General features: G+C 75.4%; 15 protein-coding genes. 8 read left to right on the top strand and 7 right to left on the bottom strand.

The window, feature by feature from the left end; translation table 11 throughout:
• Nucleotides 1-154 precede the first annotated feature (154 nt).
• A complete protein-coding gene (locus tag ACZ45Q_RS32345; RefSeq protein WP_468268139.1) occupies nt 155-2,653 on the top strand; it encodes an SCO7613 C-terminal domain-containing membrane protein in 2,499 nt (832 codons plus the stop codon).
• A 37-nt stretch (nt 2,654-2,690) separates the two neighbouring features.
• On the opposite strand, the gene aztD is transcribed toward ACZ45Q_RS32345, so the two are convergent.
• The 4 genes from aztD to aztB all read right to left on the bottom strand — a co-directional run bounded on the left by aztD (nt 2,691) and on the right by aztB (nt 7,103).
• Nucleotides 2,691-3,893 (bottom strand): zinc metallochaperone AztD, encoded by a 1,203-nt coding sequence (gene aztD / locus ACZ45Q_RS32340; protein ID WP_468268136.1) that lies wholly within the window; start codon nt 3,891-3,893, stop codon nt 2,691-2,693.
• A 96-nt stretch (nt 3,894-3,989) separates the two neighbouring features.
• A complete protein-coding gene (gene aztC / locus ACZ45Q_RS32335; RefSeq protein WP_468268133.1) occupies nt 3,990-4,970 on the bottom strand; it encodes a zinc ABC transporter substrate-binding protein AztC in 981 nt (326 codons plus the stop codon).
• Nucleotides 4,967-6,211 (bottom strand): hypothetical protein, encoded by a 1,245-nt coding sequence (locus tag ACZ45Q_RS32330; RefSeq protein WP_468268130.1) that lies wholly within the window; start codon nt 6,209-6,211, stop codon nt 4,967-4,969. Before ACZ45Q_RS32330 ends, aztC begins: the two co-directional genes overlap by 4 nt.
• Before the next feature lie 10 nt (nt 6,212-6,221).
• Nucleotides 6,222-7,103, bottom strand: a complete 882-nt coding sequence (aztB, locus tag ACZ45Q_RS32325) for a zinc ABC transporter permease AztB (RefSeq protein WP_468268127.1) — start codon at nt 7,101-7,103, stop codon at nt 6,222-6,224.
• A 14-nt stretch (nt 7,104-7,117) separates the two neighbouring features.
• On the opposite strand from aztB, the gene aztA reads away from it, so the two are divergent.
• From aztA to ACZ45Q_RS32290, 7 genes are all read left to right on the top strand, one after another.
• The gene (gene aztA / locus ACZ45Q_RS32320) at nt 7,118-7,858 is read left to right on the top strand and encodes a zinc ABC transporter ATP-binding protein AztA (RefSeq protein WP_468268124.1); all 741 of its coding nucleotides are present in this window, start codon (nt 7,118-7,120) and stop codon (nt 7,856-7,858) included.
• Between the two features lie 218 nt (nt 7,859-8,076).
• Nucleotides 8,077-9,288, top strand: coding sequence for a GTP-binding protein (locus ACZ45Q_RS32315; protein WP_468268121.1), 1,212 nt, complete (start codon nt 8,077-8,079; stop codon nt 9,286-9,288).
• Nucleotides 9,289-9,471: 183 nt separating this feature from the next.
• On the top strand, nt 9,472-10,503 hold the full coding sequence (locus ACZ45Q_RS32310; protein WP_468268160.1) for a sodium:calcium antiporter: 1,032 nt from the start codon (nt 9,472-9,474) through the stop codon (nt 10,501-10,503).
• 178 nt (nt 10,504-10,681) lie between these two features.
• Nucleotides 10,682-10,900, top strand: a complete 219-nt coding sequence (locus tag ACZ45Q_RS32305; protein WP_468268118.1) for a hypothetical protein — start codon at nt 10,682-10,684, stop codon at nt 10,898-10,900.
• Between the two features lie 96 nt (nt 10,901-10,996).
• Complete coding sequence (locus ACZ45Q_RS32300) at nt 10,997-11,980, top strand: sporulation protein (RefSeq protein ID WP_468268115.1); 984 nt, start codon at nt 10,997-10,999, stop codon at nt 11,978-11,980.
• Between the two features lie 362 nt (nt 11,981-12,342).
• On the top strand, nt 12,343-13,368 hold the full coding sequence (locus tag ACZ45Q_RS32295; protein ID WP_468268112.1) for a permease: 1,026 nt from the start codon (nt 12,343-12,345) through the stop codon (nt 13,366-13,368).
• Nucleotides 13,365-14,114, top strand: a complete 750-nt coding sequence (locus tag ACZ45Q_RS32290; protein ID WP_468268109.1) for a TIGR03943 family putative permease subunit — start codon at nt 13,365-13,367, stop codon at nt 14,112-14,114. The genes ACZ45Q_RS32295 and ACZ45Q_RS32290 overlap by 4 nt, the downstream gene beginning before the upstream one ends.
• A gap of 42 nt (nt 14,115-14,156) precedes the next feature.
• Here ACZ45Q_RS32290 and ACZ45Q_RS32285 read toward each other — a convergent pair whose 3' ends face one another.
• The 3 genes from ACZ45Q_RS32285 to ACZ45Q_RS32275 are packed head-to-tail and all read right to left on the bottom strand — an operon-like array spanning nt 14,157 to nt 18,939.
• Nucleotides 14,157-16,088 (bottom strand): ABC transporter ATP-binding protein, encoded by a 1,932-nt coding sequence (locus tag ACZ45Q_RS32285; protein ID WP_468268105.1) that lies wholly within the window; start codon nt 16,086-16,088, stop codon nt 14,157-14,159.
• Complete coding sequence (locus ACZ45Q_RS32280; RefSeq protein WP_468268102.1) at nt 16,085-17,824, bottom strand: ABC transporter ATP-binding protein/permease; 1,740 nt, start codon at nt 17,822-17,824, stop codon at nt 16,085-16,087. The genes ACZ45Q_RS32285 and ACZ45Q_RS32280 overlap by 4 nt, the downstream gene beginning before the upstream one ends.
• Nucleotides 17,821-18,939: a SagB/ThcOx family dehydrogenase gene (locus ACZ45Q_RS32275; RefSeq protein WP_468268099.1), complete on the bottom strand. Its 1,119-nt coding sequence runs from the start codon at nt 18,937-18,939 to the stop codon at nt 17,821-17,823. Before ACZ45Q_RS32275 ends, ACZ45Q_RS32280 begins: the two co-directional genes overlap by 4 nt.
• Nucleotides 18,940-18,947: the final 8 nt, after the last annotated feature.

Genomic DNA, 18,947 nt, shown 5'->3' with positions numbered 1-18,947 from the left:
CCTTGCACACGCCCGCGGTGCTCCACGTGCCGGTTCCCCGGTGTTCCGGGTGCGGCTTCGCGGGTGTTCCCGCGCACGTCGTACGGGATTCTGAGTAGGGCCTGAGTATCCGTGCTCATGCCCGGGCGAGGTGACGGGGGCCACACTCCGGCACATGACGAACCTTCCGCCCCCGGCCGAGGAGCTGCGGCTCCTCGACACCGAGCTGCGGCACCTCGACGCCCGCCGCGCGTTCCTGCTGCGGCGCCGTGCCCATCTGGTCCACGTGCTGCACACGGCCCACGGCCGGCCGCCCGCCGCGCCGCGCGCCCGGGCCGAGGCGCAGGCGTGGCCCGCCGGCGGCGCCCCTGCCCCTCGGCCGGAGGCCACGGCACCGAGCGTGCAGAACGTGCTGCTGGTCCTCGGCGGCGTTCTGCTGACGATCGCCGCGATCGCGTTCACCCTGGTCGGCTGGGGTCATATGGGGATCGCCGGGCGGGCGCTGGTGCTCGGCGCGGTGACCGTGGCGGCGCTGGGCGCGCCCGTCGCGCTGTCGCGGCGCGGGCTGGGCTCGACGGCCGAGGCCGTGGCGGGGCTCGGCGTCGCGCTGACCGTGCTCGACGCCTACGCGCTGCGCGAGGTGGTGTTCACCGGCACGGACGGGCTCGGGTACACGGCCGCCGCGTCGGCGGTCCTGGCCGGGGTGTGGGCCGCGTACGGCGCGGCAACGGGCGCCCTGGCGCGACGGTCGGCGGCGTCCACCTCGGCGCAGGAGGACGCGGCACGCGGGGGCGTGCGCCGTCCGCTGCGGCTGCCGCTGCCCCTCGCCACGGCGACCGCGCACCTGCCCCTGCTCCTGTGGGCGCTGTCGGCGGGCGCGGGTCCGCACACGCTCACGGCCGTGCTGCTGGTGACCGCCGCGGCCGGGACCGCCGTCGCGCTGCGGGCGACGCCCGTGGCGGTGCGGGTCGTGGCGGTGGCCGGCGCGTCCGGCACGGGCGGCGTGGGTGTTCTGGCGGCCGGATGGCTCTGCTGGAGCGCGTCCGGGCCGGGCGCCGCCGTGCGCGGGGCGGTGCTCCTGGTCCTGGCCGCGGCGATCGCGCTGGCCGCCGCCTGGTTCGCTCCGAGGCCGGTCGTCGCCCTGGGCGCGGCCCTCGCCTCGGGGCTGTGCGCGATCACCGGGGCGGGCGGGGTGCTGCGGGCGTCGCTGCCCGGCGAGTGGACCGTGCCGGGGTGCGTGGCCTGTGCGCTCGCGCTGTGGGCGGTCGTGCGGACGCGGCTGCCGCGGCCGGTGCGCGACGGCCTGGCCTGGGCCTCACTGACCGTGCAGGGTGTCGCGGTGCTGTGGGCGGTTCCGCTGGTCGCCGGGGTGCTCCTCGGTCCGGCGGCCTGGCTGGGGCGGGCGTGGTCCGGGGCTCCGCGGGACGCCCGGGCGGCCGTGTCGATGGACGCGCCCTGGCCGTCGTACGCGGCCACCGTGCCGCTCGTTCTGGCCGTGCTGGCGGGTGTGTCGGCGGTGGCCCGGCGCGGCCGGAGCGTGCACCGGGTGGCCGTCGCGGGGTCGTGCGTCCTGGGGTGGGCGACGGTGCTCGTGCTCCCGGCGGTGCTCGAACTGCCTTACGGGGTGGGGCTGGTGGTGCAGGGTGCCGTGGTCGTGGCGGCGCTGGGCCTCGCGGAGCGGGCGCGCCACGTGGCCGGGGCGGTGGCCGGGCCGTCCTCCCCGCTGCCCCTGACCGCCGTGCTGCTGGCGCTGGTCACCTCCGTCGGCCTCGCCCTCGGCTCGCTCGCCTCCGAGCCGGCGACGATCGCCGTGCTCACGGCGCTGACGGTCGTGTTCGGCGTGGCGGGCCTGCGCCGGGGGCTCGTCGTGTTCGCGGCGCCCGCCGCCCTGGTGCACGCCACGGCGCTGGCCTGTGCGGTGGGCGCGTCCGCCGGCTGGCAGCCGCAGCACACCGCGCTGCTCGTCCTGGTCGTGCCCGCCGCCGCGGCGTTGGTCGCCGCGCGCCTGGCCGGCTCGTCCGCGACCGTCGCGGCGGAGGCGACGGGTGCGGCGGCGGCGCTGCTCGCCCTCGTGCTCGCCGTGGCCGACCTGCCGACGCTGGCCCTGGTGCTGTCGCTCGCCGGGGTCGTCGCCGCCGGGACGGCGCTGCGGCCGGAAAGGCGGGCGGTGGCCGGCGGGGTGGCCGCCGCACTCTTCCTGCTGGGTACCTGGGTACGTCTGGCGGCCTGGGAGGTCACGACACCGGAGGCCTACACGCTGCCGGTGACCGTGCCCGCGCTGGTCGTCGGATTCCTGCGCCGGCGCCGCGATCCGGCGGTCGGGTCCTGGGCGGCGTACGGAGCCGCTCTGGCCGTCACCGCGGTGCCGAGCCTGCTCGCGGCGTGGGGCGACCAGCACTGGGCGCGGCCCCTGCTGCTCGGCACGGCGGCGCTGGCCGTGACCCTGGCGGGTGCCCGGCACCGGCTCCAGGCGCCGCTGGTCCTCGGCGGGAGCGTGCTCGCGCTGGTGGCACTGCACGAACTCGCCCCGTACATCGCCCAGGTCGTCGGCGCACTCCCCCGCTGGGTGCCTCCCGCACTCGCCGGACTGCTGCTGCTCGCCCTCGGCGCCACCTACGAGCAGCGGCTGCGCGACGCCCGGCGCGTGCGGGAGCTGTTCGGGCGGCTCCACTAGGCGGAGGCCGGGCCACTCGCCCGGCCTCCGGACCGGCTCAGTGGTCCGCGGTGACGCCCGACAGTTCGTTGGTGGCCTTCGGCAGGGTCACCGACGCGAGCTTCTCGCCGGACTCGATGTCCACGGCGTGCAGCCTGCGCTTGCCGGGTTCGGAGACGTACGCGGTGTGGTCGCGGACGAAGAGGGTGGGCCGGGGCTGCTGCCAGTCCAGGGGTTCCTGCCACTCGCCGACGACGGGGATCTTCTTGGTGACCTTGCCCGTCTCGGGGTCGATGACGTGCAGGGCGCCGTCGGTGCCGAGGACGAGTGCCTCGCCGTGCGGTCCGCGGCCGAGCGAGCGGAAGGAGTAGCTGGTGCCGAGGTCGACCAGGCGCAGCTCGGCCGTCCTGGTGTCGATGAGGGATATGCGGGTGGGGCGTTCGAGTTCGGCGTCGGGGTCGGTCTTGTAGTCGCCGAGCAGGATCGGGGAGGCGTCGGTGCCGGCCTGGTTGCCGATGCGGCCGTAGTCGTCGGGGGCGTCGACCTTGGTGAACCGGCCGTCCTTGTAGATCAGGACGCCGTCCTCGCAGCCGACGGCGACGGCTTCGCCCTGGGCGGCGGCTTCGCCGTGGACACCGGGGCAGTTCTCGTTGCGCTCGATCTCCTTGCCGTTCTTGTCGAGGACGACGGCGCCGGTGCGCTTCTCCTCGGTGCCGAGGGTGGTGAGGAGTTCGCCGTTGGTCAGCTCGATGGCGACGCCGTGATGCGGCTCGGCGGAGGTGTAGGTGCGGCCCTCGGGCTTCTTGCCGGTGCTCAGGTCGGCCGGGTCGAAGACGTTGACCTCGCCGGTGCCGTCGGTGAAGAGCACCGTCCTGCCGGCGTGGCGGACCACGTGGCCGGGCTTGGCACCCTCGTAGGTGATGTCGGTGAGGGTCTGTCCGGTGGCGTTCAGCACGCGGAAGCCGTCGTCGGTGGAGACGATGACGTGGTCGTCGTCACCGGCGGGGTTGACGCGGTTGAAGCCGGGCAGCTCGATCGTCCCGGCCTGCTTCAGGCTCCCGCCGTCCAGGATGTACAGGCCGCCGTCGAAGGTGGCGACCAGCGGGTCCTCGACCGCGGCGGCGGACGGGGCCGGTGTCTGCTTCGCCGCCTCGGCGTCGGAGGAGGCGCTGTCCCCTCCGCCGCAGGCGGTCAGGGCGGTGGACACCGCCAGGGTGAGGGCGGCTGCGGTGATCGCTCTGCGGCGTATCGGCTCGCTCACTGTGTGTGTTCCTTTCGGGCCGCGCGGGGGCGGCGTCGGTGGGGTGGGGTGGGGTTCCGCCGGTTGGCCGTGCCGTCCCGGCGTGCTGACGGGGTCTCAGCCGGCGGACAGTCCGTCGGTCATGGCGGTGGTGTTGGCGCGCATCATCCGCAGGTAGGTGTCGGCGCCGCCGCCCTTCGCGGTCAGCGATTCGGAGTACAGCTCGACGACCCGGACCTGCCCGCCCAGTTCGGTCCGCAGGACCTCCGCCAGCCGGGTGGGCTGGGAGGAGTCGGCGAACACGGTGCGCACGCCGGCCTGCTCCATGGCCCGGGTGAGCGAGCGCAGGTCGGACGAGCTGGGTGAGGCCAGGGTGGTGCCGCTGGGGATGACGGCGCCGATCACCCGGAAGCCGAAGCGGTCGGCGAGGTAGCCGAAGACGTGGTGGTTGGTCACCAGCGCCCGCCGGTCCTCGGGGATGCGGGCGAAGGACTTCTCCATCCAGTCGGTGAGACCGGCGAGTTGTCCGTCGTAGCGGGCGGTGTTGGCGCGGATCGCCTTGTCGTCGACGCCGGCCACGTGCTCGGCCACGGCGTCGGCGATCAGACCGGCGGCCTTGCGCATGCGGTCGGGGTCGGTCCAGAAGTGCGGGTCGGGCTGCCCGGCCTCGTCCTCGGGGCCGCCGTCGGCGTGGGTCCGGAAGGTCAGGGGGTCGACGGCCTTGCCGACCTCCAGGGTGGCGACCCCGGACGAGCGGGCGGCCTCCACGTGGCGCAGTACGTTCTCCTCCAGGCCGAGCCCGTTGAAGACCACCAGGTCGGCGCGTTCCAGTTCGGCGGCCTGGACCGCGGACAGTCCGAAGGAGTGCGGGTCGGCGTTGGGCTTCATCAGGACGGTCACGTCGGCCTCGTCGCCGACGACCTGCCGGGTGACGTCGCCCAGGATGTTGGTGGTGACGACGACCCGGGGCCGCGCGTCCCCGGTGGCGCAGGCGGTGGCGGTCGCGGCCGTGACCAGGGCGAGCAGCGCCAGCAGCAGGCTGCGCAGCCGTGCCGCGGCCACTCGCGCGCGCTTCTTGGTGCCGGTGGTGGCCCTCATCGTCCGGTCTCCGCCATCAGGTGCGGCTCGATGTCCACGTCGAGGGTGCGGGCGAGGCGCAGGTCGTCGTTGTAGTCGATCTCGTGCACGCGCCGGCCCTCGGGGTCGTTGACGTAGGCGCGGCTGCGGTCGACCTCGACCACGGGTCCGCCGCCGTCGGCGGCCGTGTCCTGCTCGCCGGTCAGGAGGCGCTCGGTGCGGGAGAGGTGCCTGCCGGTGGCGATGTCGTAGCCGTGCAGCGCTCCGTCGGTCTCCAGGACGAGCAGCGGGGAGCCCTCCCCGGCGGTGTTGGCGGCGACGACGGGCCCGGTGTCCACGTGGGTCCAGGCCCGCTCGGTGACGTCCAGCACCCATACGGCGTCGTTCCCGGCCCGTGCGGTGAGGGTGTCGCTGCCGGGGCGCTGCCGGAAGTCGGTGGCGCGCCGCTGTGCGGGGACGTTCTCGCCGTAGGGGATCTCCTCGGCGGTGAAGGCGCCGTCCTCCTCCTGCACGAGGAGGGCTCCGCCGGAGCATCCGAGGACCACTCCGCGGCGGGTGACGGCGTCACCGCGGGGCTCGTCGCACTCCGCGTCCGGCGAGGCGACGGGCTTGCCCTCGCGGTCGAGCACCACGAGCCGGGCGGCGCCGTCACCGCCCGCGCCCGTGAGGGCGATCAGGTGCTCGCCGTACGGGACGACCGCGCCGGTGTAGGTTCCCGGGAGCGCCCGGCCGGAGCCGACCCCGCCCTTCTCCAGCCGGGCCCGGTCGTGGAGCCGGGCCCGGCCCGCCCCGTCGGTCACCGCGGTCACGGCGGCGTCGCTGCGCACCTCGGCGTCACGGCCCGCGGGGACGTCGCCGACGTCGCGTATCGCCGCCCGGTAGTAGTGGACGTGGTCCCCGTGGTCCACGGTCCAGGCACCGCTGTCGACGACGTGCGTGCCGCGGGCGGTGTGGAGGTATCCGAACCGGCCGTCCGTGCCGAGCCGGACGCCGCCCGGGGTGCGGGCGGTGGTGTGCGCCTTGCCGGTGACCAGGTCGAGTACGCGGCTGTCGCCGCTGCCGGGGTCGTTGAGGATCAGACGGGACTGCTGCTCGGCGGCTTCCTCGGCTCCCTCGACGTAGCCGTGCGGGGTGGCGGACGCGGAACCCGCCGCCGGCCCGGCCTCGTCGGCGTCCTTCTGCCCCGCGCAGCCGGTGGCGAGCAGGGCGGTGAGGGCCAGGACGGCCGCGGCCCACGGTGTGACGTTCCTTCGGACGGTCAAGACGATCGCCTCAGATTTCCTTCGGTCGGCTTGCGGGGGCGGGGACAGCGACGGGGGCGGCGGGGGCCGTGCGCGCACGGCGGTGTCGCAGGCCGGACGCCACGTGGGAGAGGAAGAACAGGCTCACCGCGAGGGCCGACACGGTCGCCCCGGCGGCGGTGCCCAGATGCCAGGACAGCAGCAGCCCGCCGAACGTGGCGAGTGAGCCGAGGAGCGCCGCGAGCGCCATGGCCGCCCGGACACCGCGCACCCAGGGCAGGGCCGCCGCGGGTGGCGCGATGAGCAGCCCGAGGACCAGCAGCGTGCCCACGATGTGGAACGAGGCGACGATGGCCAGGCCGAGCAGCCCCAGCAGCACGGCGTGGGCGAGACGGGGACGCAGGCCGATGGTGTGCGCCTTGCGGGGATCGAACGCCAGGGCCAGGAAGGCCCGGTGGCCGAGGGCCGCGACCACCAGCGCCGCCAGCAGCGCCACGGCCAGCAGGTACAGGTCCTGTTGCCGGACGGCCAGGACGTCACCGAACAGGAAGCCGGTGAGGTCCACCGCGAAGGACTGCGAACGCGACACGATGATCACGCCGAGCGAGAGCATGCCGACGAAGAGCAGACCGATCCCGGTGTCCTGGGACACCCTCGGCGCCCGCCCGAGCGCGGTGACGCCCGCCGTCATCACGGCCGCGCTCAGCACGGCTCCCACCAGCAGGTTGCTGCCGAACAGCGCGGCCAGCGCGACCCCCGGCAGCAGCCCGTGGGACATGGCGTCCCCGAGGAACGCCATCCCCCTGAGCACCACCCAGGTCCCGGCGAGCGCGCAGATCGCCGACACCAGCAACCCGCCCCACAGGGCCCGTTGCACGAACGTCACCTCGAACGGGGCCGTCAACCACTCCATGGAAGGACAGTACAATGAAAATCATGTTCATCAAACCGGCCCCCTCCCCCGTCCCCCCGCAGGGACGGACGGCTCGCGTCCGCTTCACCGGCCTCTGCGCCGGGTATCCGGGCAGACCGGTGCTCCACCAACTCACCGGCGCGATACCCGAGTCGGCCGTGACGGCGCTGGTCGGCCCGAACGGCAGCGGCAAGTCGACGCTGCTCGGCGTCCTGGCCGGTGTGATCCGGCCCACGTCGGGAGCGCTCCACCGTGACGGCAGGCGGCCCGCGTTCGTGCCGCAGCGCGGAGCGGTCGGCGACACCCTGCCGCTGACCGTGCGGCAGGCGGTGGAGATGGGGCGCTGGGCGGAGCGGGGCCCCTGGCGCCGTCTGACCCGACGGGACCACGCCACCGTGGACGGCGTCCTGGACCGGCTCGGCATCGGCGATCTCGCCTCCCGTCAACTGGGCGAGCTCTCGGGCGGGCAACGGCAACGCGCCCTGATCGCCCAGGGCCTGGCCCAGCAGTCCGACCTCCTCCTCCTGGACGAGCCGACCACCGGACTCGACCCGCGGGCCAGGGACGGGATCGGGGCGCTGCTGTCGGAGCTGGTCGCCGAGGGCGTGACGGTCGTCCAGGCCACGCACGACCTCCGGGCCGCGCGGTCGGCCGACGCCTTCCTCCTGCTCCACGACGGTCGCCTCACCGCCCAGGGCCCGCCCGGGACGGCACTCACCGCACCGGCCCTCGACCACGTGTGGCAGCCGTCCTGACCCCGGGACCGCGCCGGACGGAAATCGCCGCCGCGGTGACCGCCCCGCCCGCGACCGCCGACCGCCGTGACCGCCCCGCCCGCGACCGCGCTGCCCGCCGAGCCGCGCCCGCCACGAGTCGCGGAACACCGTCCCGGCCCGCTCCGACATCCCTGACACCCCACCACGCCCCACCCCGCCGCGGATCTCCCCCGACGGCACGAAAGGACGACACCACCATGACCGCTCACGACGCGACGGTGACGACCACGCAACGCCTCCCCGTCACCGTGCTGTCGGGCTTCCTCGGCGCCGGCAAGACGACCCTCCTCAACCACGTCCTCACCAACCGCGAGGGTCTGCGCGTCGCGGTGATCGTGAACGACATGAGCGAGGTCAACATCGACGCCGCCCTGGTGCGCGGCGGCGAGGCGGCGCTCTCCCGCACCGAGGAGCGGCTGGTGGAGATGACCAACGGCTGCATCTGCTGCACGCTCCGGGACGACCTGCTCGAAGAGGTCGACCGGCTCGCCCGGGACGGCCGCTTCGACTACCTGCTCATCGAGTCCAGCGGCATCTCCGAGCCGATGCCGGTGGCCGCCACCTTCGCCTTCGCCCGCGACGACGGCGCCACCCTGGACGAAGTGGCCCGGCTGGACACCATGGTCACCGTCGTCGACGCGGCCAACTTCCTGACCGAGCTGGGCACCGGCGACGACCTCGCCGAGCGGGGCCTGGCTCCGTACGAGGACGACGAGCGCACGGTCAGCGATCTGCTGATCGACCAGGTGGAGTTCGCCGACGTGATCGTGCTCAACAAGCTGGACCTGGTGGACGAGGCCGAGGCCGGCCGGCTGCGCGGCGTGCTGGCCCGGCTCAATCCGCAGGCCCGTCTGGTCACCGCGGTGCACGGCCGGGTCGGCGCCCGCGACGTCCTGGAGACCGGACGCTTCGACCTGGAGCGCGCTCAGCAGGCGCCGGGCTGGGTGCGGGAGCTCAACGGCGACCATGTTCCGGAGACCGAGGAGTACGGCATCTCCTCCCTCGTCTTCCGGTCGGCCGCGTCCTTCCATCCCGGACGGCTGTGGGACCTCGTCACCGAGGGCCTGGACAGCGGTGTGTACGGGCGTGTCCTGCGCTCGAAGGGCTTCTTCACCCTGGCCGGCCGCGACGGCGTGACCGGACTGTGGTCCCAGGCCGGCTCCGTCGCCCGCTTCGAGCCCTCGGGGACGCGGGACGCCGCCCTGCCGCACGCCCAGGAGCTGGTCTTCATCGGCGTCGGTCTGCGGGCGGAGGAACTGCGGGCGGCCCTGACGAGCTGTCTGACGGCCGACGGCGAGCCGGTCCCGGCCCGGGACCCCTTCCCCGGCTGGGACACCGGGGAGGCCTGCGCGCACGAGCACACGGAGGCCGCTCCTCCCCGGCAGCAGGACGCCGGGGAGGACCGCTGAGGGGTCACGCCCGCTCCGCTCCGGGCACGGGCCGTTCCCCTTCCCGGCGCCGCGGGCCGCCTCGGCGCTCCCGGTGGGGCTCGGTGCGGGCCGCAAGAAGGGCTGCCGCGTGAAGCTCCTGTTTCGTGGTACGTGTCGTTCTCCCCGGCCGCCCCACACCGACGAAGGGTTTCCATGCCCGCAGTGCTGACCGACCTGTGGCCCCTCGGCTGGAGCATCGGCACCTTCCTCCTGGCCACGGCGGTCACCGTGGTGTGCAGTATCCGGCTCGCAGGGCTGGGTGACACCCTCGCCGACCGCACCGGATGGGGCGAAGCCCTCTTCGGCGCCGTTCTCTTCGGGCTGGTCACCTCCCTCTCGGGCATCGTGATGACCGGGGTCAGCGCGTCCGCGGACCAGCCCGGCCTCGCGTACGGCAACGCGGTGGGCGGCATCGCGGCGCAGACGGTCGCCCTCGTGGTCGCCGATGCCTTCCTGCGGCGGGTCAACCTGGAGCATGCCGCGGCGTCGGTGTCCAACATGCTCTTCGGCTGCCTGCTCATCGGCTTGCTGGGGACGGCGCTGATGGCCGCGTTCGGCCCGCCCGTCACCTTCTTCGGGCTGCACCCGGCGTCCGCCGTGATGGTGGCCCTCTACATCGGCGGTCTGCGGCTCATCAACCGTCACGGTGCGCCCATGTGGCGAGCGGTGCGCACCGAGGACACGCTTCCCGACCTCCCGGAGGGAGACACCCGGGGACCGGCCCGGCACAGGACCTCACGGTTGTGGACCGAGTTCGCGGCGGCCGCCGGCCTCGTCATGATCGGTGGCTGGGCGGTGGCCCGGGCGGCGGAAGGCATCGTGGAGCACACAGGTCTGAACGCCGGCCTGGTGGGGGCCGTGTTCATGGGCCTCGTCAACGCCCTGCCCGAGACCGTCACGTCCATCGCCGCGGTCCGGCGCGGAGCCGTCACCCTGGCCATCGCCGCCGTCATCGGCGGCAACTGCCTGGACGCGCTCAATCTGGTCGTCGGCGACGCCGCCTACCGCGGCGGGTCCCTGTTCCACGCCGCGAACCCGGACGAACTGTTCCTCACCAGCGGCGCGATCGTCATGACGGCAGTCCTGCTCGGCGGCCTCCTCGTCCGCCAGAGGCACGGCTGGCTCAAGATCGGCTTCGACGGCGTCCTCCTCATCGCCCTCTACGCCGGCATCGTCGCCGTCCTCGCCGTCTGACGGGCGGCAGGGCGACCGAGCGACATCGGGCAGGAGCGCACTCAGGCGGCTCTTTTCGGCCTTTCCCGGCGTCTGCGCCCTGGCTGTGCCCCCCACGGTCCGCGGCGGCCCTATGCTCTACTCGTTTGTAGAAGGTCCGCGGAAGGGCCGGGCCTCACGCACCCGGGAGAGGACACACATGGCTTCGATCGACCTGGACGACGTGCTGGACAAGGCCTGGGCGGACAAGAGCCTTCCCGAAATCCTGGCCGCCCCGGTGGGGGCGCTCAAGGGCGTCTCCGACCGTGACGGCGAGCTGCTCCAAGAGGCGTTCGGGGTCAAGACCGTGGCCGACCTCGCCGAATTGAAGTACGTCCGCTGGGCACAGGCGCTGGCCGCACTGCACGAGGCCAAGTAGCCGTCCCCGCGCACAACCGTGGTGCCGTGCGCGCCCGTTCCGGCCCGCGGCACCACCTGAACGAGAATCACGCACGCGTAAGGAGTGGACGCCACCATGGTGTTCAGACGACTGCTCGGATCACTCGGCGTGGGCGGGCCCACCGTCGACACGGTCCTCGACCCCGGAGCCGCCCGTCCCGGCGGAACGCTGACCGGCCAGGTCCGGCTCGAGGGCGGAGAAGCCGACTTCGACATCGAGCACATCACCCTGGAGCTGGTGGCCCGGGTCGAGGCCGAGCACGGCGAGGCCGAGAGCGAGGGCGTGGTCCCCTTCGAGCGGTTCACCGTCGCAGGGAGCTTCCGGCTCCGCGCGGGACAGTCGCACAGCGTTCCGTTCAGCGTGACGCTGCCGTGGGAGACACCGATCACCGAACTCCACGGCCAGGGCCTCGGCATCGTCCTCGGCGTGCGCACCGAACTGGCGGTGGCGGGCGCCAGGGACAAGGGCGACCTGGACCAGCTGACCATCGCCCCCCTGCCGAGCCAGGAGGCGGTCCTGGAAGCCCTGGGCCGGCTCGGCTTCGGCTTCAGGTCCGCCGACCTCGAGTACGGGCACATCGGCGGCACCGGCCAGCGGCTGCCCTTCTACCAGGAGATCGAGCTCACCCCGGCGCCGCAGTACGCGCACCAGGTCGACGAGATCGAGGTGACCTTCCTGGCGGGCCCGGGCGGCATGGAGGTCGTCCTGGAGGCCGGCAAGCGCGGCGGCATCTTCTCCGGCGGTCATGACGCGCTGACCCGTTTCACCGTCGGCCACGACGACGTGCGCGACTGGACCGCCGAGGTCGACGGCTGGATCCGGCGGCTGGTCGAGCACCGCGCGCCGCACGGCTCCCCCGGTGCTCATGGCCACGGCGACCCGTACGCCGGCCACGGGCACGGCCATGACGACCGTCATCGTTCCGGCCGCGGGGTGGGCACGGCCGTCGCCGCGGGAGCGGCCGGACTCGCGGTCGGTGTCGTCGGCGGCATGGTGGCGGCCGAAGTCGTGGACGAGGTCGGGGACTTCTTCGAGGGCGAGGAGGAAGACGAAGGCTGACGCCACGCCCCCGGCGGCGGTGGCAGTGAACAGGCCGGGGGTGGGCGGACGTTCCCCTCCGTCCCCGGCCGGCACCGCCTCCCGGTCCCCTTCACACTCCAGCGCCTTCCGCATTCTGAGGGCGGCCGGCCCTCGCCGGTCCACCCGCCTCCCCCATCACGGACAGCACCAGCGCCCCCAGTTCGCGCCGAGCCCGGACGGGTTACGATCCTGCTGTTCCCCGGCCGGCCGGCGTCGGGACGCGCCCCGTCCCGGCGGCGACGCGGACGGCGGCCCGGTGCGTCGGGTACGCCGGGCGCACACACACGTTCCTCGTCGATGTGCGGCGGGCGGCTGTCGTGTCGTACGGCGAAGCGAGTGATGTGAGCGACCAGAACTCCCTGGCGGGCCGGGCACGGCTCGCCGACGTCGTACGTCTCGTGGTGCGGGCGGTGGCGTACGCCGTCGTCGGCGGCGTCGCCCTCGTCACGGTCGTCACCGTCGCCAGTGTGCTCGGGCCGTTGCTCGCGCTCGACCTCTACACCCCGCCCGTCGCCGCCTGGTGGACCGTCTTCACGGCCGTCGTCGTCCAGGGCGTTCCCTTTCTGCTGCTGGGCGCGCTCGTCTCCGCCGCCATCGGGGCCTTCGTGCCCGGGCACGTCTTCGGGCGGCTGCTGCCGCGCCGGCCGGCCCTCGCCGTCCCCGTGGCCGGAGCCGCGGGCGCGGTGCTGCCCGGCTGCGAGTGCGCGTCGGTGCCGGTGGCCGGCAGCCTGATGCGGCGCGGCGTCGCCCCGGCCGCCGCCCTCGCCTTCCTGCTCTCCTCCCCGGCGATCAACCCCGTCGTCCTCGTCGCCACGTCCCTGGCGTTCCCCGGCCGGCCGGAGATGGTGGTGGCCCGGTTCGTCGCCTCGCTGGCCGCCGCCGTGGTGATGGGCTGGCTGTGGGCGCGCTTCGGACGGCCCGAGTGGCTGCGGCTGCCGGCGGCGCCCGCGGCCGGGGCCGGCTCGTCGCGGGCGCGCACCTTCGCCGCCGGGCTCCAGCACGACTTCCTGCACGCCGGCGGTTTCCTCGTGCTCGGCTCGGCGGCGGCGGCGACCTTCGACATCGTGGTGCCGCGGGCGCTGGTCGACGTCTTCACGGAGTCCGCCTGGCTGTCGGTGCTCCTGCTGGCCCTGCTCGCCGTGCTGCTGTGCGTGTGCAGCGAGGGTGACGCGTTCGTCGCGGCGTCGCTCGGCGGATTCCCGCCGACGGCCCTGCTGGCGTTCATGGTGGTCGGTCCGATGGTGGACCTCAAGCTGTTCGCGCTTCAGGCGGGCACGTTCGGGCGCGCCTTCGCGATCCGGTTCTCGTCGGCGACCTGGGTGGTCGCGGTGCTGAGCAGTGTGCTCGTGGGGTGGTGGCTGCTGTGAGACGGTACGGGCCGGCCGTGCTGTTGCTGCTGGTCGGGGCGGCGGTGCTGCGGATCACGCTGGTCAGCGACCTGTATCTGCGGTACGTGCAGGCCGGGTTGCGGCCGTACCTGATCGCGTCCGGGGTGCTGCTGGGGGTGCTCGGACTGGTCCGGGCGGTGCTGACCGCGCGCGCCGTGCGGGCGGACGCCGCTCACCCGGACGACGCGGCCGTGGAGGCGGACGCCCACGGTCACGGCCACTCCCCCGCGGACGGCCCGCGGCTCGCCTGGCTGCTGGCGCTTCCCGCCACCGCCCTGCTGCTGTTCCCGCCGCCCGCGCTCGGTTCGTACAGCGCGGCCCGTGACGACGGCCCGCGGGCCGCGCAAGGAGTGGGCACCTTCCCCGCACTGCCCGCCGGCGACGTGGTGAGCCTGGGCGTCGCCGAGTTCGGCTCCCGCGCCCTGTACGACAGCGGACGGTCGCTCGCGGGCCGCACGGTCCGGCTGACCGGCTTCGTCACCCGCGGGGACGGCGGCACCTGGTACGTCACCCGGCTCCTGGTCGGCTGCTGCGCGGCCGACGCCTCCGCGAACAAGGTGGAGGTCCGCGGTGCCCGGGCCCCGGAGGAGGACACCTGGGTGACCGTGACGGGCACCTGGCACCCCGAGGGCGAGTTGGGTTCGGCGTCGGCCTGGCCCCCGGTGCTGGATGCCGGGACGGTCCGGCGGATCCCCCAGCCGTCGGACCCGTACGAGAAGCGCTGAACCGTACGGCCATCCCGCCGGGCGCGCCGGACCGTCGGCCCCTCAGGAGGCGAGGCCGGCCAGGGTGCGGTTGAGGGCGCTGTCGGGGCGGCCGGTCAGCTCCTCCCACGTGCCCTCCTCCGCGATCCGGCCGGCTTCGAGGACGGCGATGCGGTCGGCGCGGCGGACGGTGGCGCGGCGGTGCGCGATGACGATCGTCGTCCGGCCCTCCTCGCGCAGCGCCGCGGCGAGCCGGGCGTCGCTCGCGTTGTCCAGGTGTGCGGTGGACTCGTCGAGGACGAGGACCCTGGGCCGGGCCAGCAGCGCGCGGGCGAGGGCGACCCGGGCGCGCTGGCCGCCGGAGAGGGTGGCGCCGCGCTCGCCGACCGGCAGGTCCAGCGGGCCGATCCGGTCGACGCCGCACGACCGGGCCGCGGCGGTCAGCGCGTCGTCGTCGGCGTCCGGTGCGCACAGCCGCAGGTTGTCGGCGAGCGTGCCGTGGAAGAGGGGCGCCTCCTGGCCCACGAGTGCCAGGGCGCGGCGGAGTTCGGTGTCGTCCACGTCGCGTACGTCGACACTCTCGCCGTCGGCGGTCATCAGCTGGACCGCTCCGCCGGACGGGTCCCAGAACCGGGCGAGCAGATGGGCGCAGGTCGACTTGCCGGCGCCGGAGGCTCCGACCAGGGCGAGCGTCTGCCCGGGGCGGACGGTCAGCTCGACGCCGTCGAGCACCGGTCCGCCGCCGTAGTCGAACCGCACCCCCCGCAAGCGGACGCCCAGCGGGCCGGGGGGCAGGGCGCGGGGTGCGGCGGGCGGCGGGGCGAGCGCGGGTGCGTGGACGGCCGCGCCGACCCGGGCGGCGGCGGCGCGCAGCGCCACGGCCTGGCTGAGGGCGCGGGCCGACTCCGCGACGGGCCCGAGGACGGACAGGGCCAGCGCCATGGCCGCCGGGGCCCAGGCGCCGTGCAGCCGTCCGGAGGTCACGGAGTGCGCCGCGGTGGCCACCACGCCGAGGACCGCGAGCACGATGAGCGCGTCGCGGACGGCGGCGGCCACGGCCTCCCACGAGGCCTCGGCCCGCTGGGCCTCGCCGACCCGCCGTCCGCGTTCGGCCAGCCGCCGGCGGCGTTCGGTCAGCGCGCCGAAGGCGAGCAGCTCGCGCAGTCCGTCGACGGTGTCCACGGCGTCGGCCGACAGCTGGGCCGCGGCCGTCCGGGTGCGGCCGCCGCGTGCCGTGCGCTGCCGCGCGTCGGCGAAGGGCGCCGCGGCGAGCAGGGCGGCGACCGGGAGCACGGCCGCCAGCAGCCACGGTTCCACCGCGGCGAGGACCGTGGCGCCGCCGGCCAGGACGGTTCCCGACGCCAGGAGCTGGGCGGTGGTGTGGGCGTAGAAGAACTCCAGTGCCTCCACGTCGGCCATGGCGGTGGCGGCGAGGTCGCCGCTGCGCCGGCCCGCGACACGGGCGGGTGCGCTGCGGGCGAGCCCGTCGAAGACGCGTACCCGCAGGGCGGCGAGCACCCGGTAGGCGAGGTCGTGCGAGAGGTCCATCTCGCGCCATGTCATCAGGGCGCGGAAGAGGACGAGGGCGGCGATCGCGGCGACGGTGCCGGTCGAGGGGGCCCGTCCTTCGGTGACGGCCGTTCCCACGGTGTGCGCGGCCAGGGTCACCAGGGCGACGAGGGAGCCCTGTTCGAGGACGGCGGCGACGCAGGTGCGGGCCGTCATGGCGCGGTGCTCGGCGAGGGCGGGGAGCAGGCCCCGCAGGGCGCCCCGCGCGGGTGCGCCCGCACCGGTGCCGGGAGTGTCGGCGGGGCGGGCGGCGCCGGCGGTGTCGACGGGGACGGTGGTGTCGGTGGTGTCGGTGGCCGCGGTGGTATCGGTGACTGCCGTGGTTTCGGGGGTCGCCGGGGTTTCCATGGCTGCCGAGGTTTCGATGGGCGCCGTGGTTTCGATGGGCGCAGCGGCTTCTACGGCCGCCGTGGTGTCGTCGTTCATGCGGCGAGTTCTCCTCGGTGGGCTCGGCCGGCCTCGACGAGCCGCGCGTACACGCCGCCGGCCTCGACCAGGCCGGCGTGGTCTCCGACGGCGTCCACCCGGCCGGCGTCGAGGACGACGATGCGGTCGGCGTGCCGGACGGTCGCCAGCCGGTGGGCGACCACCAGGACGGTCCGGCCGCTCGCGGCGTGCAGCAGTTCGCGGACGATGTCCGCCTCGCGCCGCTCGTCGACGGAGCTGGTGGCCTCGTCCAGGACGAGTACCGGGGTGTCGGCGAGCAGGGCGCGGGCGAGCGCGAGCCGCTGCCGCTGCCCGCCGGAGAGGGTGGCACCGCGTTCGCCGAGGACGGTGGCGTAGCCGTCGGGCAGGGCGGTGATCTCGTCGTGGACGCCGACGACGCGCGCCGCGCGGGTCAGGTCGCCGTCGGTGGCGTCGGGCCGGGCCAGGCGCAGGTTGTCGGCGATGGTGGCGTGGAAGAGGTACGTCTCCTGGGAGACGACGGCGATGCCCTGCCGCAGTGAGTCCAGCGCGTACGCGGTGGCCGGGCGGCCGTCGAGGGTGATCCGGCCGCCCTGCGGGTCGTGGTGCCGCAGGAGCAGGGCGAGGAGCGTGGACTTGCCCGCGCCCGACGGCCCGACGATCGCGGTGGTCCGTCCGGCCTCCGCGGTGAAGGAGACGTCCCGTACGGCGGGGGCGTGCGTGCCGGGGTAGGTGAACGTGACGTTCTCGAAGCGTACTTCCGGCGGGGCCGCCCAGTGCGCGGGCGCCGTTCCGGCGTCCCGGACGGCGGGCTCGGCGGTGCGCAGCGCCGCGATCCCGTCCGCGGCCGACGCCCCGAGGTACCCGGCGTGCCACTCGCGTGCCAGGTCGCGGACCGGCCGGAAGCACTCGGAGGCCAGCAGCAGCACGAGGTAGGTGCCGGTCGTGCCGGCGGATCCGGTGACGGCGGCCCAGCAGGCCAGCAGCGCGGCGGCCGCGGTGCCGCCCTGGACGGCGAGGTCGGTGATGCCCGTGTCGGCGAGGGACACCCGCAGTTTGGCGACGGTCGCCCGGTGCAGTGCCGCCGAGCGCCGCTCCAGGCGCTCTCGGGTGCGGCCGACCGCGCCGGCCGCGCGCAGGGCGGGCATGCCCTGCAAGGCCTCCAGGTAGTCGGCGCCCAGCCCTTCGTAGGTGTCCCAGTGTTCCCTGCCGCGGGCGGCGAGGAGCCGGTCCCAGGCGCGCGGGCCGGCGAGGGCCAGCAGCAGGGCGGGGACGAGACCGAGGAGGGCGCGCGGTTCCACGACGGCCACGGCGGCCAGCACCAGCGGCGGCACGGTGAGGGTGATCAGCAACTGGGGCAGGTAGCGGGAGACGTAGGCGTCGACGCCTTCCACCCCGTCCACGAGGGTGGTGCGGACGGCACCGGCGCGGGCGCCGGTCAGATGGGCGGGGCCCAGCCGGCCGAGGTGGGCGAGGAGGTCGTCGCGCAGGGCGACCCTGACGCGGGCTCCGGCCCGGGTGGCGGTGCGTCGCTGCGCCGTCGCGAGGGATGCGCGCGCGGTGACGACGGCGAGCACCGCGGCGAGCAGCCACGGGAGGCGGCCGGCGGCGCCGCGGGCCAGGTCGGCGAGTGCGACGGCCAGCAGGGCGGCCTGCGTCAGGTGGGTGAGGGTGACGGCGCCCTGGAGGGCGGTGGCCGTCAGCAGGGAGCGCCGTGCGCGCCCGGCGGCGCGGCGCAGTTCGGGGTGGACGATCACGTGGTGTTCTCCTCGTCGGCGTGGCGGGTGCCGAGGGCCAGGCCGTGGACGACCCAGTCGCGGCCCGGCGGGGCACCGAGCGCCGCGCCGAGGTCCGCCTGCTGCCAGGAGCCGACGGGGCGGGCGGCCAGGCCGTGGCGCAGGGCGGTGACGTGGGCCAGGTGCACGGCGTAGCCGGCCCGCAGGTGGGTGCCGCGGATGCGGGCCGCGTCGGCGTCGCTGGGGCAGCCGTGGGCGAGCAGGACGGCGCCGGCGCCGGCGATCCACCCCTGGCCGGCGGCCCAGGCGGCGAGTGTCGGCCGGGCCTCCCCGTCGGCGCGCCGGCGCAGTGCCGTGCCGTCGGCGGCCGGTTCGACGAGCCCGGGGCGTGGTGCGCCTATGGCGGCGCAGTACCGCGGCTCGTCGCCGCAGGCGCGTGCGGCGGCGGTGAGGACGGACAGCAGCGCGTCCGGCGGCGGGGCGCCCGTCAGCGGCGGCGGGGCACTGCGGCGGGCCAGCAGTTCGGCGGGGGTCGGTGGGTCCGGCGGCCGTGTCCGGTGCGTGGCGCCGGGTGGGGCGATGTGTACGGCGGCCAGGGGGCTGCCGGTGTGCCCGTCCAGCTGTGCCTCGGGTTCGGCGGCGCCCAGTGCGCGGGCGGCGAGGACCAGCGCGGCGGCGGCGTGTCCGGTGTCCAGCAGCAGCAGCGGCGCGGCGCGGTGGCCGTAGTGGGCGCGGGTGCGCCGTGCGGTGACGGAGAGTTCGGCGGTCACGCCGGGCGGGGTGCCGCCGGGCTGCCGGCCGAGGCGGTGGACGCGGTGGCGCAGCGGGTCGTAGCCGTAGCGGCCGGGCGGCAGGGAGCAGCCGGTCCCGACGATCAGTTCGGTGTCGACCGGGTGCAGGGCTCCGGCGGAGGGCGCGGGCCGCAGCCGGCCGGTGCCGTCCGAGGCCGCGAGGGACAGGCGCAGCAGGGCGTCCAGGTCGAGGGCGTGCGGGTCCGCGCGCGGGATCGGGTGCGCCGGGCCCGGCCATGCCCGGACGGCGGGCCCGGCGGGGGTGTCGGGTCCGGGGCGCTCCGGGGAGCGGGCGCGGGCGAGTGCGGTGACGAGATCCGGCCGGCCCTCAGGGGTGTGGTCCACGGCGCCGC

Source organism: Streptomyces sp. NPDC031049 (genome assembly GCF_055571015.1).
The sequence above is the reverse complement of the archived record's forward strand: the minus strand, read 5'-3'. Positions and strand labels throughout refer to the sequence as shown.

Excerpts from the sequence above, each read along its gene's own strand:
- ACZ45Q_RS32345 (WP_468268139.1), top strand. The coding sequence starts at position 155 with ATGACGAACCTTCCGCCCCCGGCCGAGGAGCTGCGGCTCCTCGACACC.
- aztC (WP_468268133.1), bottom strand. The coding sequence starts at position 4,970 with ATGAGGGCCACCACCGGCACCAAGAAGCGCGCGCGAGTGGCCGCGGCA.
- aztB (WP_468268127.1), bottom strand. The coding sequence starts at position 7,103 with ATGGAGTGGTTGACGGCCCCGTTCGAGGTGACGTTCGTGCAACGGGCC.
- aztA (WP_468268124.1), top strand. The coding sequence starts at position 7,118 with ATGAAAATCATGTTCATCAAACCGGCCCCCTCCCCCGTCCCCCCGCAG.
- ACZ45Q_RS32315 (WP_468268121.1), top strand. The coding sequence starts at position 8,077 with ATGACCGCTCACGACGCGACGGTGACGACCACGCAACGCCTCCCCGTC.
- ACZ45Q_RS32305 (WP_468268118.1), top strand. The coding sequence starts at position 10,682 with ATGGCTTCGATCGACCTGGACGACGTGCTGGACAAGGCCTGGGCGGAC.
- ACZ45Q_RS32300 (WP_468268115.1), top strand. The coding sequence starts at position 10,997 with ATGGTGTTCAGACGACTGCTCGGATCACTCGGCGTGGGCGGGCCCACC.
- ACZ45Q_RS32285 (WP_468268105.1), bottom strand. The coding sequence starts at position 16,088 with ATGAACGACGACACCACGGCGGCCGTAGAAGCCGCTGCGCCCATCGAA.